The organism is Silvimonas iriomotensis, from assembly GCF_014645535.1.
Classification (GTDB): domain Bacteria; phylum Pseudomonadota; class Gammaproteobacteria; order Burkholderiales; family Chitinibacteraceae; genus Silvimonas; species Silvimonas iriomotensis.
Genome location: NZ_BMLX01000001.1, coordinates 80,453 through 97,106, shown reverse-complemented (window position 1 = coordinate 97,106; position 16,654 = coordinate 80,453). Strand labels below are relative to the sequence as shown.

The 16,654-nt window shown below is 61.4% G+C and carries 13 protein-coding genes; 7 read left to right on the top strand and 6 right to left on the bottom strand.

Going from position 1 to position 16,654, the window contains the following annotated elements; translation table 11 throughout:
- Positions 1-129: 129 nt before the first annotated feature.
- From IEX57_RS00420 to IEX57_RS00405, 4 genes are read left to right on the top strand one after another with little or no spacing between them, the layout of a single operon-like run.
- Complete coding sequence (locus IEX57_RS00420) at positions 130-3,636, top strand: response regulator (protein ID WP_229708527.1); 3,507 nt, start codon at positions 130-132, stop codon at positions 3,634-3,636.
- Positions 3,633-4,481 (top strand): CheR family methyltransferase, encoded by an 849-nt coding sequence (locus IEX57_RS00415; protein ID WP_229708525.1) that lies wholly within the window; start codon positions 3,633-3,635, stop codon positions 4,479-4,481. The genes IEX57_RS00420 and IEX57_RS00415 overlap by 4 nt, the downstream gene beginning before the upstream one ends.
- Positions 4,478-5,077: a chemotaxis protein CheB gene (locus tag IEX57_RS00410; protein WP_188701210.1), complete on the top strand. Its 600-nt coding sequence runs from the start codon at positions 4,478-4,480 to the stop codon at positions 5,075-5,077. The genes IEX57_RS00415 and IEX57_RS00410 overlap by 4 nt, the downstream gene beginning before the upstream one ends.
- A 4-nt stretch (positions 5,078-5,081) precedes the next feature.
- Positions 5,082-6,317: a hybrid sensor histidine kinase/response regulator gene (locus tag IEX57_RS00405; protein WP_188701207.1), complete on the top strand. Its 1,236-nt coding sequence runs from the start codon at positions 5,082-5,084 to the stop codon at positions 6,315-6,317.
- Here IEX57_RS00405 and IEX57_RS00400 read toward each other — a convergent pair.
- On the bottom strand, positions 6,283-6,969 hold the full coding sequence (locus IEX57_RS00400) for a copper chaperone (protein WP_188701205.1): 687 nt from the start codon (positions 6,967-6,969) through the stop codon (positions 6,283-6,285). The genes IEX57_RS00405 and IEX57_RS00400 overlap by 35 nt on opposite strands.
- Position 6,970: 1 nt before the next feature.
- Complete coding sequence (locus tag IEX57_RS00395) at positions 6,971-8,428, bottom strand: tyrosinase family protein (RefSeq protein WP_188701203.1); 1,458 nt, start codon at positions 8,426-8,428, stop codon at positions 6,971-6,973.
- 216 nt (positions 8,429-8,644) lie between these two features.
- Here IEX57_RS00395 and IEX57_RS00390 point away from each other — a divergent pair, with 216 nt between their 5' ends.
- Entirely contained in the window at positions 8,645-8,914 is a 270-nt protein-coding gene (locus IEX57_RS00390; RefSeq protein ID WP_188701201.1) for a hypothetical protein, read from the top strand.
- A gap of 55 nt (positions 8,915-8,969) precedes the next feature.
- On the opposite strand, the gene IEX57_RS00385 is transcribed toward IEX57_RS00390, so the two are convergent.
- The 4 genes from IEX57_RS00385 to IEX57_RS00370 form a co-directional block, all read right to left on the bottom strand.
- Positions 8,970-10,745 carry an ABC transporter ATP-binding protein gene (locus IEX57_RS00385; RefSeq protein WP_188701199.1) on the bottom strand — a complete coding sequence of 592 codons (1,776 nt, stop codon included), beginning with the start codon at positions 10,743-10,745 and terminating at the stop codon, positions 8,970-8,972.
- Positions 10,736-10,882 (bottom strand): hypothetical protein, encoded by a 147-nt coding sequence (locus tag IEX57_RS00380; RefSeq protein WP_188701197.1) that lies wholly within the window; start codon positions 10,880-10,882, stop codon positions 10,736-10,738. The genes IEX57_RS00385 and IEX57_RS00380 overlap by 10 nt, the downstream gene beginning before the upstream one ends.
- Positions 10,872-12,614, bottom strand: coding sequence for an ABC transporter ATP-binding protein (locus IEX57_RS00375; protein ID WP_188701194.1), 1,743 nt, complete (start codon positions 12,612-12,614; stop codon positions 10,872-10,874). Before IEX57_RS00375 ends, IEX57_RS00380 begins: the two co-directional genes overlap by 11 nt.
- A gap of 129 nt (positions 12,615-12,743) precedes the next feature.
- Entirely contained in the window at positions 12,744-13,724 is a 981-nt protein-coding gene (locus IEX57_RS00370; RefSeq protein ID WP_188701192.1) for a questin oxidase family protein, read from the bottom strand.
- A gap of 241 nt (positions 13,725-13,965) precedes the next feature.
- Between IEX57_RS00370 and IEX57_RS00365 the strand changes: the two genes are divergently transcribed.
- Complete coding sequence (locus IEX57_RS00365) at positions 13,966-15,978, top strand: M13 family metallopeptidase (protein WP_188701190.1); 2,013 nt, start codon at positions 13,966-13,968, stop codon at positions 15,976-15,978.
- A 70-nt stretch (positions 15,979-16,048) separates the two neighbouring features.
- Positions 16,049-16,642 carry a GNAT family N-acetyltransferase gene (locus IEX57_RS00360; protein WP_229708524.1) on the top strand — a complete coding sequence of 198 codons (594 nt, stop codon included), beginning with the start codon at positions 16,049-16,051 and terminating at the stop codon, positions 16,640-16,642.
- Positions 16,643-16,654 lie beyond the last annotated feature (12 nt).

The window sequence follows — 16,654 nt, the reverse complement described above, 5'->3', positions numbered from 1 at the left end:
GCTGAACTATCCTGTGTGTAGGCGTTACGCCTACATCCTTACACGCCCTCTCGTGACATCATCGCGCCTGACCCACATTGCGCGGCAAATCTGCCCGCGTTTTTCAACCGGCCCGGTAACACAACAACAATGAATGCCATGACCGATCTGTCGATTCCTGAAAAAACGTTCCGCCGGATTCTGGCGCGCAATGTCCTGGCGCCGCTCATTGTCGCGGCGGTCACCTCGGCCATCTATATCGGCCTTGTCCTGTATCTGCAAAGCGTCAGCCGCTGGGTTGATCATGCCGACCTGGTCATCAGCAAAACCACCACCGCCAGCAAGTTGCTGATTGATGGCGAAACCGGCTTGCGCGGTTATGTGCTGACCGGCAAAGCCAGTTTTCTGGAACCGTATACCAACTCCAGCGAGCAATTTCTGGATATCCTGCACGAGGCCAAAGCGCTCACCACCGACAACGCCAACCAGCAAGCCTTCTTCACCCGCGCCGAAGAGCGCTACAAACTGTGGCGCAGCTATGCCGAGCGCGTGATCAAGGCCCGTCAGGAAAACCAGCAAAGCGCCACGGATTACATCACCTCTGAAGCCGGCAAGGCGCAGATGGATCAGTTGCGCGGCTTTTTCAGCCAGATCATCCAGACTGAAGAAGCCCTGCGGGCGCAGCGCAATGTTGATGTTGAAAACACCGTCACCTGGCTATTGGGGCTGACCATCGGGATCGGGCTGTTGTCTGGTGTCATTCTGGTGCTCAGTGGCCGGCGCCAGTTGCGGCAATTGTCTGATGTCTATGGCGAAACCCTGGAGCAGCAGCGCGAGCACACCTTGCATCTGGAACGGCAAAGCTGGCTGCGCAAGGGCCAGACCGAGCTGGCTACGGTCATGCTGGGCGAGCAGGCCATCACCACGCTGGCCGCCAATATGCTGGACTTCATGGTGCGTTTTCTGGGTGCATCGGTGGGTGCGGTATATATCAGTACCGATCGCCAGCATTTCACCCGCGTCAGCCAGTACGCGCTGGAAGCAGGCACGCTGGAAAGCCAGCGCGAGTTTGAACTGCGTGAAGGGGTTGCCGGCCAGGCCGCTGCGGAAAACCGCATCATGCTGCTCAGCGATATTCCGGATGACTATCTGCGCATTTCCTCTGCCTTGGGCGCCAGCAAGCCACGCGCCGTGCTGGTGGTGCCGGCACGCGGCGATCGCTTTGTGAACCTGGTGATGGAACTGTCATTCAGCAACGCCATGCCAGACCTGGCCGAAGAGTTCGTCAACCTGGTCGCCCACAGCATGGGCACCGCCATTGATAGCGCGCAATACCGCGAGCAGTTGCAAGGCATGTTGAGCGAAACCCAGCAGCTCAATGAAGAACTGCAAGCGCAACAAGAAGAACTGAAGGTCGCCAACGAAGAACTGGAAGAACAGTCACGTTCCTTGCGGGAATCCCAGGCGCGGCTGGAAAGCCAGCAGGTCGAACTGGAACAGAACAACGATCAACTGGAACAGCAGACGCAAACCCTGCAAACCCAGCGCGATGAACTGGATGTGCGCAACGAGGCCCTGCGCATGGTCCATGTGCAGCTGGAAGAACGGGCCGATGAACTGCTGCGCGCCAGCCGCTACAAGAGCGAGTTCCTGGCCAATATGTCGCATGAATTGCGCACGCCACTGAACAGCGCGCTGATTTTGTCCAAGCTGCTGGCCGACAACCCGGCCGGCAATCTGACGGAAGAACAGGTCAAGTTTGCCAGCTCTATTTATTCATCCGGCAATGATCTGCTCACGCTGATCAACGACATTCTGGATTTGTCCAAGGTCGAAGCCGGCAAGCTGGATATCTGGCCCGAGGATGTCTCTACCGCCCGCCTGCTGGAAGGGCTGGAGAGCATGTTCAAGCCGCTGGCGCAAAGCAAGGGCGTGGAGCTTGAAGTGGTGGCGCGGGCCAACCTGCCGCGCACCATTGTTTCTGATCTGGCCCGTTTGCAGCAGATTTTGAAGAACTTGCTCTCCAATGCCATCAAGTTCACCGAAAAAGGCAGCGTCCACATTGTGGCCGGCCTGCATGCGCCCGGTCAGGTGGCGTTTGCGGTCTCCGATACCGGCATCGGCATTGCCGAAGACGAACTGGAAGCGGTTTTCGGCGCCTTCCACCAGGCCGATGGCGCCACCAACCGCAAGTTTGGCGGCACCGGTCTGGGGCTGACCATTTCACGTGATCTGGCGACCCTGCTGGGCGGCAGCATCACCGTGCAAAGCACCCCGGGCACCGGCAGCACCTTTACCTTGATTGTGCCGCTCACCCTGCCGCTGCCGGCAGAGGCTGATGATGCACACGTCGCCCCGGCGCCCCGCCACGCGGCACCGGCGGCTGTATCGGCCCCCATCACCCCGCCCGCGCCGGACGACGCCCGCCCGGCCACGGTCGTGGCGGATGACCGCGACACCTTGCGCCCGGATGCGCGCAAAGTGCTGATCATTGAAGACGACGCCACCTTTGCCCGCATTCTGTACACGCTGGGCAAAGAACTGGGCTTTGATTGCCTGCTGGCCGATACCGCGCAAAAAGGCTTTGATCTGGCGCTGAACTACATGCCCGACGCGGTCATGCTGGATATGAAACTGCCTGATCAATCGGGCATGACCGTGCTGGAGCGGCTCAAGGAAGAACCGCGCACCCGGCATATTCCGGTGCACGTGATCTCCGGTATCGACAGCAGCCACGCTGCGCTGCAGGCCGGGGCGATCGGTTATGCGCTCAAGCCGACGGATCGCGAAGCATTGCGCCGCGTGTTCGGGCGGATTGAAGCCAAGCTCGCGCAGGCCATCAAGCACGTGCTGGTGGTGGAAGACGACCCGCTGCAGCGCGAAAGCATGATGAAGCTGATTGCCGATGAAGACGTGAAAATCACGGCAGTGGCGCTGGCTGAAGACGCGCTGGAGCATCTGAAAAAGACCGACTTTGATTGCATGGTGGTTGATCTCACCTTGCCGGACATGGCCGGTTATGAACTGTTGAAGCGCATGGCCAGCGATACCTCTTACGCGTTCCCGCCGGTGATTGTGTATACCGGCCGCGTCTTGAGCCGTGAAGAAGAAGCTGAACTGCGCCGCTATTCGCACTCCATCATCATCAAGGGCGCCCGCTCGCCAGAGCGGCTGCTTGATGAAGTGACACTGTTCCTGCACCGCGTAGAAACCACGCTGGCCCCGGAACGCCAGCAAATGCTCAAGGTGGCGCGCAGCCGCGAGAAAGCCTTTGAAGGACGCAAGATCATGGTGGTGGATGACGACGTGCGCAACATCTTCGCCCTGACCAGCGCGCTGGAGCCCAAGGGCGCGCAGATCATCATTGGCCGTAACGGGCGCGATGCGCTGGAAAAACTGGATACCGATCCGGAAATCGATCTGGTGCTGATGGATATCATGATGCCGGAAATGGATGGCTACACCGCCATGCGCCAGATCCGCGCTGACGAACGCTTTGCGCGTCTGCCCATCATTGCCGTCACCGCCAACGCCATGCGTGATGACCAGGAAAAGTGCCTGGCTGCCGGCGCCAACGATTATCTGGCTAAACCCATAGACCTGGACAAGCTGCTGTCGCTGATCCGGGTCTGGATGCCCAAACTGAGCCGCCTGTGACCGGCACCCCTGGCATGAACGACATGTACGCTGCCGCCGATTTCGATATCGAGTTGCGCTTGCTGATTGAGGCCATCTACCTCAAGTACAGCTACGATTTTCGCAACTACTCGCCCGCTTCCATGAAGCGGCGGGTGGCGCACGCGCTGCAGCAATTTGATTGCGAGACCGTCAGCCAGTTGCAGCACCGGGTGATCCACGATGCCGACTGTTTCCCCGCGCTGCTGCAATACCTCACCATCCCGGTGAGCGAGATGTTCCGCGATCCGGGTTATTTCAAGGCGCTGCGCGAACAGGTGCTGCCCATCCTGCACACCTACCCCACAATCAAGGTATGGATTGCCGGCTGCAGCACGGGTGAAGAAGTCTATTCCATGGCCATCATGCTCAAGGAAGAAGGCCTGCTGGAACGCGCCATCATTTACGCCACGGATATCAACCCGCACAGCCTGCAAAAGGCCGAAGCCGGGATCTACCCGATGGAAAGCATGGGCCTGTTTGAACGCAATTACGCGCTGGCAGGCGGCACGCGCGCCTTGTCGGACTATTGCACCTCGGCCTATGGCTCGGTGCTGTTCGACAAACAATTGCGGCGCAATGTCACCTTTGCCGATCACAGCCTGGCCACCGACAGCGTGTTTTCCGAAGTGCAACTGATCTCTTGCCGCAATGTGCTGATCTATTTCAACAAGGCGCTGCAGAACCGCGCGTTCGGCTTGTTTCACCAGTCGCTGGTGCATCGCGGCTTTCTGGGTCTGGGTTCAAAGGAAACAGTCCAGTTCTCTGATTTCGCCAGCCAGTTTGAAGCCTTTGCCAAAGTCGAGCGCGTGTTCCGGAAAACATGACCATGCACCTGCAACCGCGAGATACCCGTCATTTGCCGCAGACTGTCCTCATGGGCGGCTCGGCCGGCAGCGTGGAGGCGCTGGGGCTGATTCTGCCCAGCCTGCCCGCCAGCTTTGCTGCCGCCGTGGTCATCGTTGTGCACCTGCCGGCCAGCAGCCCCAGCCTGCTGGTCGACATTTTCGCGCCGCGCATGGCCTTGCCGGTGACCGAAGTCCATGACAAGGTGCAACTGAGCGCCGGTCATGTTTACTTCGCACCACCCGATTATCATGTGCTGGTTGAACCGGAAGGTGAACTGACCCTGAACGACGATCCGCCCGTCCATTTTTGCCGCCCTGCCATCGACCTGCTGTTTGAGTCCGGTGCTGATGCGCTGGGCAAAAAAGCAGTGGGCGTACTGCTGACCGGCGCCAATCACGATGGCGCCGCCGGCATGGCCGCGCTGGCTGCGGCCGGTGCCGTCACCATTGTGCAAGACCCGGCTGACGCCCAGGTGCCGTTGATGCCCTCCTGCGCGCTGAAGGCAACCCCGGTGGACCACATTTTGCCCGCCAGGGAAATCGGCCCGGCCCTGGCCGCCCTTGTTCATGGATAAAGCGATGCAGACAGCCAAGGCCAAAATTCTGGTGGTGGACGATCTGGCGGAGAACCTGCTCGCGCTGGAAGCCCTGATCCGCAGCGACATGCTGGAAATCCACACCGCGCAATCGGGCTTGCAGGCGCTGGAGCTGATCTTGCTGCACGACTTCGCGCTGGCGCTGATTGACGTGCAAATGCCCGGCATGAACGGGTTTGAACTGGCCGAATACATGCGTGGGACGGAAAAATCCAAGCATGTGCCGATCGTGTTTGTGACTGCCGGCAACAAGGAACACTTTGTCTTCAAAGGCTACGAGAGCGGTGCGGTGGATTTCCTGCACAAACCGCTCGATGCCCACGCCGTGCGCAGCAAGATCAATATTTTTGTCGAACTGCACCAGCAGCGCCTTGCCCTGCGCTGCCAGTTGCAAGCGCTGGAAAACAGCCGTGCGGCCCAGGAAAAACTGCTGCTGGAACTGCAAAAAACCCAGGGCGAACTGCAGCAGGCGGTACGCGTGCGCGATGACTTCATGGCCATTGCCTCGCACGAACTGAAAACCCCGCTGGCGACACTGAAACTGCAAAACCAGTTGCGCCAGCGCCATCTGGACCGCGACAACCAGGACGCCTTTGCGCCCGACAAACTGCGCAAGATGATCGAGACCGATTCGCGCCTGGTCGAGACCGTGATCCGGCTGATTGACGACATGCTGGATGTCTCGCGCATTCGCGTGGGCAAGCTGACCTACGCCACCACCCACTTTGATCTGTCTGAACTCACGCATGAGATCGTCGAGCGTTTTGCCGAGCAGCTGACGCTGTCGAACCATAGTTATACGGTCAACATCACGGATGGCATTACCGGCCTGTGGGATCGCTACCGGCTGGATCAGGTGATTTCCAACCTCATCACCAACGCCATCCGTTATGGCAATGGCAAGCCGGTGGAGATCTCGCTGACGCGCCAGGATGACCGGGTGAGCTTGTCGGTGCGCGATCAAGGCGTGGGCATTGCGCCGCAGGACAAGGCGCGCATCTTTCAGGTGTTCGAGCGCGCCTCGGCCACCAGTGAATCAGGCGGCCTGGGCCTGGGCCTGTTTATCGTGGCGCAGATTGTAGAGGCCCATAACGGGCGCATTCGCCTTGATAGCGCATCGGGCGAGGGTTCGACGTTCACGATCGAACTGCCCATCGATGAAGGCGTTGCCGGCGCCAACCCGGTTACACCAGCGCAGCCAGGCCCAGCAACACGGTAACCAGCGCGGCGCGACGGCCGGCAAAGCGCGGCCAGCCCAGTTCTGCCGCGATCAGCCCGCTGGCCGCCAGCATCAGCCACAACGCCGGCGGCGCCACAGCCAGCGCCAGCATCAGCGGGCCGCAACTGATCAGGCAATCAACGCCTTGCTGCGCGCCATAGCGAATGCAATCGGCATCGGCCCGCCAGCCGGACAAGGCCAGCGGTTGCGTGCGATGGCAGCGTGCGAGCGAGCGCTGGCGCAGCGGTACGGCATGCCAGAGTGCTGCCAGCACAAACAGACCCATCACCACCGCTGGCGGCGCTTCAACCCTGGCCGGCAACAACCACAACGGCCACCCGGCCAGCAGCCAGAGCGCCAGCCAGCCCATGACAAACAGCGCCATGGCACGCAAGCGCCGCGCGTGCAGACTGCGAAAGGCAACGTGGCGCAACGGCATCAGCCACCGTGGTGCCATCATCGCCAGCAGCATCAGCACACCACCGGCCAGGGTTGGCGTGGCGCGGGTGTTGATCACGCCGCTGGCCGTACATAAAGCCAGCGCCGGCATAGCACCACCGGCCCCGGCCAGCAGCACCGACCACGCCGCAGCGCACACGGCCAGCGCCAGCCACTCCGGGTGCCAGGCCAGCCATTGCCGCAGCGCAGCCAACTCAGTCCCCGTAATACAGACTGATGCGCCCGACCTGCAGATCCGGCGCTTGCTGCCCTGCCCGCAACGGGGCAAAGGTCACGCTTAGTTGATGCGGGTCCCAGGCGTTGGCGGCCTTGAGATGGTCAACCACTTGCGTCACATCCAGCACATAGGTCAGCCCGCTACCCTGATGCAGCAGATCGCTACCGGACGCCGCCTGCACCCCGAACATGGGCAACGTGCCGGCAAAGCGCGGGTCTGACTGCGCCGGTGGCGTCGCCGCATCACCCGCATTCAGAAACACCCCGTAGCCGCCTGGCCGCCCACTGCCGGTGATGTTTTCCAGGTTGAGATACACCCGCGTCGGGGCGGAGGTCAGCGCCGCGCCACGCACACCGCTGGCGCCCGGATGCAAGGGCACCTGCGCGGTCGATGGCGCATTGCTGAGCGCATGGGCCGCCGAGGTGCCACCCGCCAGTTCTGCCGGCTGCTGCACCACCGCGCCCATCGGGCCGCCCACGGCGGCATGCACGTTCACTGGCGCCCCCGTGGCAAACGGGTCTGATGTGTCTTCATACTGGTACCCCAAAAGCGCGTTGGTGGTATCGAGCACCTGGCTGGGCACCCAGGTCTGCATCTGGCCGCTGGCGTCGTGAAACTGGAATCGGGCATTGCTGGCCGACTGCCACGCCGCATCGGTCGGGTTGCGGTGCGATGACTGCCGGTTGAGCCACACCTGCCACAGGCGATCAATATTGGCGTGATGCAGCCAGAAGATCGGGTCCAGCGCGGCGGTCTCGAACGCACTCATCAAACCGCTGTCGCCGCCCACCGCCACATGCACATCGCCATGCGGGGTTTTCTCCAGCCCGCCGGTGGGGCCATTGCCGTGGTTAAAGCCGGTTCTGGGGCCGCCAAACCCCGGGTGACCGCCATCGGCAATCCCGGTGTAAAGCGCATCGCGCAGGCAACCCAGATCGACTTCGGCCGGCGTCATGCCGATATCGCCGTTGTCATTGGGCGCACGGGCGCTGATATTGAGCGGATTCGGGCTGCCATCGGGCAAGGTGGGCAGGACAAACGCCGCCGGCAGCCGCCTGGCATTGGGGTTGCTGCTGTCGCTGTAATTCCAGTACGGCAGCGACCACCCCGCCGGGCCGCCCAGTTTGACCACCGTGGCGGCGACGATGGACTCAAAACAGATCAGGTACACGCGATGCCAGGGCAAAAAGAACCAGGACGAATGCTGGCACTGGCTCCAGAACGTGCGCTGATCGGCCGCCGCGGGCAGCGTATCGCTGTCACTGGCAAACGGGTCTTGCTCGCGCTGATAACCGTGAATGGCGGCCTGATAACGCCAACTGGCCGGATCATTGATGGGCCGTTTTTGCATCTCGGCCATGGCTTTGGCGTACCACAGCAAGGTGGCATCCCACTGGGCTAACTTGCTGACATCCTGACGAATACGTGTAGCCATGCTGGCGCCTCCAGAGGTTCTCCCCTATCAAGCCCGCCCCCGTGGCCACGCTATCCCGGTGGTCCTGCATGGGTTCTGGCTCAGCCCTGTCACCCTGTCAACCCGACATGCCATGTGACTGGACAAAGGGCAGCCTTGTGCCAGATTGAGAGTTGAACCTCATCTTTCCCCTTGCCGGCGGCCCTGCCGGTGCCTGTTTTTCCTCAGGAGTCTGCCATGAGCCTCACCCCCCTCTCCCCGCCCATTGAAACCGGCGAAACTGGCGGTTTGCATACGCATCTGGATAACCTGGAAAGCGCGCTGGATTACGCCCTGGCCAAAAAAGAAAGCCCCAGAACGCCCAACAAGGAAACCTGGCAGGTGACGTTTGATGCGGTCTCACGGGCGGTAGACAGCAAAGACGCCGGAGACATCGCCGCGGCCCAGGCCCAGTTGACCAAAGCCATCGGCGAAACCCTGCGGGCCAGCGGCAAGCTGCCGTACTGAGACGCCACGCAAAAAAAAACGGAGCCCACGGCTCCGTTTTTTCTATAGAAACAAATTAATCCTGCAATTGCTGCAGCAAATACAAACGCTGATAGATGCCGTGGCTGATGGCCATCAGTTCATCATGCGTCCCGGCCTCGGCAATGTGCCCGTGATTGAGCACAATGATGCGGTCGGCATCGCGGATCGTTGATAACCGGTGGGCGATGGAGATCATCGTCACCTTGCCATGCAGTGCTTCCAGCGCGCGCTGCACCAGTTGCTCGGTTTCGCTGTCGATGTGTGACGTGGCTTCATCCAGCAACAAGATGCGCGGCTTGCCGGCCAGCGCGCGGGCGATGGCGATCAGTTGCTTCTGCCCGCTGGACAACCGCGTGCCGCTCTCGCCCATATCGGTGTCGTAACCGTTTTCCAGCGACAGGATCAACTCGTGCACGCCAGCGGCCCTGGCCGCTTCTTCGATCTGCGCTTGCGACAACCCACGGCTCATGTCGATGTTTTCCCGCGCGCTGGCGGCCAGCAAGAACGGGTCTTGCGGCACCAGGCCCACACCGGCATGGAAAGCATCGTCACCAATCTGCGTCAGCGGCACGCCATCAATATCGATCTCGCCCGATTGCGGGGTGTAAAAGCGCAGCAGCAGTGACAACAAGGTGGATTTGCCGCTGCCGGTGTGCCCGACAATGCCGTAAAAGCTGCCGGCCGGGATATCCAGATTGAGGTCGTGCAGGATCACCTGATCCGGGTTGTAGCCAAAGCGCAGATTGGCAAAGCGCACCGCGCCGCGGGTCACGGTTGCGTCGCCCTCTGCCGCTGCGGTTTGCGATTCTTTGAGCAGCGTATTGACGCGCGCTGCCGCCACCACCGCTTGCTGCAACTGGCTGAACTGCAGGGTGATCTGGATCAGCGGGTCTACCACGCGGGCGATATAGCTCACGAAGGCGTACAGCACGCCGATCTCCAGCGCGCTGAACTGGCGCTGCCCAAACGAATAGATCACCACCACCAGGATCAGCGCGTTGAGCATATCCAGCGCCGGCCGCAGCAGCCAGGCGTTGGCAGAGAGTTCACTCAGCCGCGCCTTGTAGTGAGACTGATTGGTGCGGGAGAACTTGTCCGCAAAGCGGCCTGCCGCATTGGAAGCCTGCAGCACGCTCATGCCGGCAATGGACTCGGCCACCTGGGCGTTGATCTCGCTGCGCAGTTCGCGCGCCAGCGCCACCGACGGCGCACTCCAGCGCTGATACCACCAGACAATCACCACCACCGCCGGAAACAGCGTCAGCACGATCAGCATCAGCCGCCAGTCCAGCAAGGTCATGGCCAGCATGGCGCCCGTTACCACAATGCAGCTGTCGAGCATGACAAACAGCACTTGGACATACAGCGCTTTGACCGACTCGGTGTCGTTGGTGACACGGCTGACCAGTTGCCCGGTAATGGCTTTGTCAAAGAACGCCATCGGCAGGCGGATGACGTGGCTGTACACCTGCTCCCGCAGGCGCTGAACCGAACGCATGGCCACGCCCGCCAGACGCGTCAGTTGCAGATAACGCAAGATGCCGGCGCTGTAACCGGCCAGGAGGCCACCGATCAGCAGCGCGGCAATTTCCGGGATCACCAGATTGCGGGGCAGCAGGTATTTGTCGATAAACAGCTTGGACATGAACGGGCCCAGCGCTTCAAGCAGTGCGGCGCAGACCAGCCAGAAAGTGCCCCACAACAAATGGCGGTTTTCTGGCGCTGCGGCGCTGCGCAGCAAGGCAATCGCATCGCGGCGTTCGCTTTTCAGGCTTTGCACCCGAGTCGCTTCTTGTTGATTCAAATCCATGAAAGAACCTGTTCCAGATCTTCGCGAGCAACGCTCAGCGGGGCAAAACGCAGCGCAGGCGCCGCACTTTGCCGCAGGTAAATAAAGATGCCGGCAGCGCGGCCCGGCCAGCGGGCCGACGGGCGCTCAAAGCTCATCAAGGCTGGCCTCCAGCTGCTGGTAGCGCCACTGGCTGGCATACCAGGCATCAGCGTCGACCAGATCCTGATGCGTGCCCGATTCCGTGATCCGGCCATGGCGCAAGACAGCAATGTGGTCGGCATCGGCCACGGCAGAAAGGCGGTGGCTGACGATGATCACCGTGCGACCGCGCCGCGCTTCTTGCAGGTGCGACAAAATCTGCGCTTCGGTTTGCGTATCAACCGCAGAGAGCGCGTCATCCAGCAGCAGCAAAGGCGCATCGGCCAGCAAGGCACGGGCGATGGCGACACGCTGGCGTTGTCCGCCAGACAGCGAAACGCCCTTCTCACCGACCGGCGTGTCATAGCCTTGCGGCAAGCGCAGGATGTCCTGATGCACCGCCGCCAGCGTGGCGACCCGCTCGATTTCTGCGCGCGTCGCGTCCGGTTTCACCAGCGCAATGTTGTCCGCCACCGAGGCCGAGAACAGGAACGGCTCTTGCGGCACCCAGCTGATGGCATTGCGCAGCGTGTCGAGTTTGTACTCGGCTACAGACACGCCATCCCAGCGGATATCGCCCAGTTGCAGCGGATATTGCCGCAGCAACAGCCGCAACAGCGTGGATTTGCCCGAACCCGTCGGCCCGACCAGCCCCAGCGTCTTACCCGCTTCCAGTGTCAGATTCACCCCGGAGATCGCCGCCGTGCCTTGTTCCGGATAATTGAAACTGAGGTTGCTGAACACCAGCGCGCCCGGTTGCAGCGCGCCTTGCACGCCGTCATCCGGCACACTGGGCGGGGTTTCCAGGATCGGCCCCAGCCGGCCCCAGGCGGCTTTGCCGCGCTCCAGCAAGGACAACACCCAGCCCGCAGCAAACATCGGCCAGATCAGTTGACCCAGGTACATGGAGAAACTCGTCAGCGCGCCAATGGTCAGCTCGCCCTGCCACACCAGATAACCCCCGACCGCCAGCACGGTCACGGCAGAGGTGCTCAGCGTCAGGCCGACAGCGGGCTCGAACGCGGCTTCCCAGCGCTGGGCAGTCAGACTGCTGGCGGCGGCATCACCCGCCAGGCGCGACAACTCCTTGCTGTTGCGCGCCTGCAGGCCCAGCGCACGCATGGTGCGCACGCCGGTCAGCGTCTCTTGCACGTGATCGTTCAGTTTGCTGAAGCGGCCCAGCGAGTCATGCCAGGCGTGGTGGATGTGGTCAGAAATCCGCCAGAACGCCAGCGCCATCAGCGGGAACGGCAGCAAGGCCACCAGCGCCAGCCGCCAGTCGATGCCGACGGTCATCATGGCGACCACCAGAATCAGGGTCATCGAGCCATCAAAGCCGGCCAGCATGGCTTCGCCGGCGGCCATTTCAATGGCGTCGATATCATTGGTGGCGCGCGCCATCAGATCGCCCGTGCGCTGGCCGTGGTAGAACCCTGGCCCTTGCGTGGCAAGCTTCTCATACAGGCGCGTGCGCAGGCTCACGCCCAGGCGGTAAGCGGCGGCGAACAACTGCAGCCGCCAGCCCACGCGCAGGAAGTAAATGGCCACGCCCATGGCCAGCACAATGGCCAGTTGTTCAAGCAGCGCGACGCCACCCAGCCGGTGCGCGACCAGTTCATCAATAATGTGCCCTACCCGGCGCGGAATCAGCACCGACAGCAACGCCACGGCAAACAGCATGACCGCAGAGAAAAAATAAGGACGCCAGTGCTGCCGGATAAAGCCGGCCAGCAAGCGGTAAAGACTCATGGGTAAACCTTTTGCGATTCTTTTTGCAAAGACGCACCACCGCGCCATGTGCCATGGCGAGGTCTGTGGGTGCGTCAGCGATCAATACTTGTTTTGCGGGTTGTGGTAGTTGAGCGGCCGGCGCCGCCGCTAACGTTGTGCGATCCGCCGGGCCGCCAGCACATGCGCGCCTTCGCCGTACGCCGCGTATTCCTCATGGCAGGCGTCGATCAGCTTGATCACGTGCTCATCTGCGGCCGCAATCCCCGCCGCAATAAGCGGCGCCCAGTCTGGCTGCGCCGGCACGGTCACATGCGGGGCCGGCCCTGCAATGCCACTGGCAATCACCCCCGCCGCGTACGCCTGCCAGTACCAGCGCACGGCGGTGTCCATGTCGTCGATCCAGCGCGCCAGACCGCGCAAGGCATGCGCGCTGGTCACAAGGTGCAACACCGTGAAGTCACCCGTCACCACGTAGCATTCTGCCGCGTAGACCGCCAGTTTTTGCAGGGTATCGGGCTGAACGTCCAGCCAGCCGACAACCTCGGCAAACGCGGGCAATTGCACGGCACTGCGCATTCTGGCCGAGATCATGAATGCCGCCGGATCAATGGCAAACGCAGGCGTAAACAGGCGGGTCACCAGGGTGAGCGGATCAGCGCTTTGCGGTGCCGGCATGGGCACCGGCCAGTCTGCCAGTTTGCGTGCGCTACAGGCCCAGTAGGCCAGACCACAGGCGATCTCATCCAGGTTGCCGCTGGCCAGCGCGTATTGCGCCCGGATCACGCCATGAAACGCCGCCCCGCCAATGCCGGGCAAGAGATCATGGATATGCCGGCGCACCACCGCATCGACGCCCTCTGCTGCCAGTTGCGCCGCAAAGTAGTCCCGGTAGGCCGCGTAATACGCCAACTGGCCCAGTTCGCGCTGCCAGAACGCGGGATCAATCACGCCGGGCGAGGCCGCCACGGGCGAAAGCTGCTTGATGTACTCGTTGAAGTACGCTTCAAGGCGGGTGTCATCCGCCCCCAGACGCGCCAGTGCAATCAAAGCCATGGGCAAATGATTAGCCAGACCGGCCCCGAAGTTCGGCGCGTATTGCGCAGACCGGGTCAGTAACTGATTCAGCATGCCGGTTCTCCTTGTGGGTAGTCTGGGTGGCTGGGCGTTCAGGGGTGAGGTGCGATGATAGCGGAATGCCGTGCGCAATGATGCAGGCGCCATGCGAATTGTTGCGTCGGAAACGAGAACCAGTTGGATTTTGACAAGTCTTGTATTCACCAGGCCCCATTGTTGGAAAACCGCAGTCTGGTGATAATGCCCAGGCCGCCCACAACGCGGACCAGAAAAACAATCCCGATCAAGGACCCCGATGAAGCACTTCAAACTCGCAGCGCTGACCGGCGCGTTGTTGTTAAGCCTGCATGCCCATGCAGCGCCCGTCTCCGGCATTGACCTCAAGAATTTCGACAAGAACGTACGCGTGCAGGATGACATTTATCTGCACACCAACGGCACGTGGATCAAGAACACGCCGATTCCGGACGACAAGCCGTACTGGGGCGCATTCTATGAACTGCGCGAAACCTCGCTGGAACGCTCGCGCAAGATTCTGGAAGCCGCCGCCGCCAACAAGTCCGCCACGGGCGATGAACGCAAGATCGGGGACTTTTACACCAGTTACATGGACGAAGCGACGATCGAAAAGCGCGGCACCGCACCGGTAAAACAGTTGCTGGCCCGTATTGACCAGATCAATACCCCCGCTGATATCGCGCGCTATATGGGCGAAGTCCAGCCCAACCCGGGCCCGCAGCCCATGAATATTTCGGTCGAGATCAACCCGAAAGACTCCACCCGCTATTTCCCTGGCGCCGGCCAGGGCGGTCTGGGTCTGCCTGATCGCGATTACTACCTGATCGACGACGCCCGCTTTGTGGCTGCGCGTGCCGCCTATCAAACCTATCTGACCCGTTTGTTTACGCTGATTGGCGAGAAAGACGCAGAAAACCAGGCCAAGGCCGTGATCACGCTGGAGACTGCGCTGGCCAAAGCACAGTGGAGCAAGGTGGACAACCGCGATCCGGTCAAGACCTACAACAAGCTCACCGTGGCCCAGTTGCAAAAACTGTCGCCGGGGTTTGACTGGACCGTGTTCCTGGATGCCGCAGGCTATGGCAAGGTGCCCGAAGTCGATCTGGCCCAGCCCTCTTTTGCCACTGAGCTTGGCAAGCTGGTGCAAAACCAGCCCGTGGCCACGTGGCGCGCATACTTCAAGGCGCATCAGCTTGATGCCGTGGCGCGCATTTTGCCCAAGGATTTCTCTGACGCCAGCTTCCAGTTCCACAGCGTAGCGCTGTCTGGTACCCCCAAAGAGCCGCCGCGCTGGCAGCGTGCAGTGACTGCAGCCGACTGGGCCCTGGGCGAAGCGGTAGGCAAGGAATACGTCGCGCAGTACTTCCCGCCAGAGTACAAGACCCGCATGCAAGTGCTGGTCGGCAACCTGATGAAGGCGTACGACCAGAGCATCGGCCAGTTGACGTGGATGACGCCGGAAACCAAAAAAGCCGCGCAATACAAACTGGCGCATTACGCGCTCAAGATCGGTTATCCGGACAAATGGCGTGATTACACCGCGCTGGAGATCAAGCCCGATGACCTCTTTGGCAACTACCAGCGCGCCGCGCAGTTTGAGTACCACCGTGAACTGGCCCGCCTGAATGATCCGGTCGATCGCACCGAATGGGGCATGACACCGCAGACCGTGAACGCCTACTACAACCCGGCGCAGAACGAGATCGTGTTCCCGGCCGCCATCTTGCAGCCGCCGTTTTTCAACATGGCCGCCGATGATGCCGCCAACTACGGTGCCATCGGTGCCGTGATCGGCCACGAAATCAGCCATGGTTTTGATGACCAGGGCAGCCATTTTGACGCCGTGGGCAACCTGAACGAGTGGTGGACACCGGAAGATCGCAAGCGCTTTACTGCGCTGACCGACAAGCTGGTGGCGCAGTATGACGCCTACGAACCGCTGCCTGGCCAGCATGTGAACGGCAAGCTCACCCTGGGCGAGAACATTGCGGATAACTCCGGCCTGCAGATTGCCTACAAGGCGTACCACCTGGCGCTGGGCGACAAACCGGCCCCGGTGATTGACGGCCTGACCGGCGACCAGCGCTTTTTCCTGGCGTTTGCCCAGGTCTGGCGCAGCAAGATGCGTGAAGCGTTCCAGTTGCAATTGCTGAAGTCTGATCCGCACTCGCCGGGTAACTTCCGCGCGATCGGGGCGACGGAAAACAACGATGCCTTCTTCAGCGCGTTTGACGTCAAACCTGGCGACAAGATGTACAAGGCGCCGGAACAGCGCATTCACATCTGGTAAGCGCCATCACCTCCGTTTGACCAGAACAAAAACCGGCGCAAGCCGGTTTTTGTTTCTGCAGCACCTATAAATGAATCACGCCCGCACAATGCCCGCCCCCTGCATGAGCCCGATCCAGATCACCACTCCCCGCCTGTTGCTGCATATCCCGCCCGCTCAAGATGCGCACCTGCTGGCCGCGTTTGATGACACCAATCGCCGCCACCTGGCCCCTTGGGAGCCAGTGCGGGAGCTGGCTTGGTACGCGCCGGAAAGTTATGAAAAGCGCCAGCAGCAGGCGCTGGACCATTTCAGTGCCGGCACCGCGCTGCATCTGGTGTTGCACGACAAGGCTTCCGGCCAGATGGTGGGCAAATGCAGTTACACCAACATCGTGCGCGGGCCGTTTCTGGCCTGCAATCTGGGGTATAGCCTGGGCGCCGCCTGGCAAGGCCAGGGCTTGATGCTGGAAGCGCTCAAGGCCACCAACAACTACGTGTTCAACGAACTGGGATTGCACCGCATCATGGCGGCGTACATGCCGCTCAATGAACGCAGCGGGCGTCTGCTCAAGCGCCTTGGTTTTGAGCGTGAAGGCCTGGCGCGCAGTTATCTGTGCATTGCCGGGCAATGGGAAGATCACGTGCTGACTTCACTGATCAACCCGGCAACACCGCGGAGTTGAGGCCGGTGCCGG

Bases quoted from the DNA above. Each gene is read 5' to 3' on its own strand.
- IEX57_RS00405 (WP_188701207.1), top strand. From the start codon at position 5,082: ATGCAGACAGCCAAGGCCAAAATTCTGGTGGTGGACGATCTGGCGGAG.
- IEX57_RS00385 (WP_188701199.1), bottom strand. From the start codon at position 10,745: ATGGATTTGAATCAACAAGAAGCGACTCGGGTGCAAAGCCTGAAAAGC.
- IEX57_RS00380 (WP_188701197.1), bottom strand. From the start codon at position 10,882: ATGAGCTTTGAGCGCCCGTCGGCCCGCTGGCCGGGCCGCGCTGCCGGC.
- IEX57_RS00365 (WP_188701190.1), top strand. From the start codon at position 13,966: ATGAAGCACTTCAAACTCGCAGCGCTGACCGGCGCGTTGTTGTTAAGC.
- IEX57_RS00410 (WP_188701210.1), top strand. From the start codon at position 4,478: ATGACCATGCACCTGCAACCGCGAGATACCCGTCATTTGCCGCAGACT.
- IEX57_RS00395 (WP_188701203.1), bottom strand. From the start codon at position 8,428: ATGGCTACACGTATTCGTCAGGATGTCAGCAAGTTAGCCCAGTGGGAT.
- IEX57_RS00420 (WP_229708527.1), top strand. From the start codon at position 130: ATGAATGCCATGACCGATCTGTCGATTCCTGAAAAAACGTTCCGCCGG.
- IEX57_RS00370 (WP_188701192.1), bottom strand. From the start codon at position 13,724: ATGCTGAATCAGTTACTGACCCGGTCTGCGCAATACGCGCCGAACTTC.
- IEX57_RS00375 (WP_188701194.1), bottom strand. From the start codon at position 12,614: ATGAGTCTTTACCGCTTGCTGGCCGGCTTTATCCGGCAGCACTGGCGT.
- IEX57_RS00360 (WP_229708524.1), top strand. From the start codon at position 16,049: ATGAATCACGCCCGCACAATGCCCGCCCCCTGCATGAGCCCGATCCAG.
- IEX57_RS00390 (WP_188701201.1), top strand. From the start codon at position 8,645: ATGAGCCTCACCCCCCTCTCCCCGCCCATTGAAACCGGCGAAACTGGC.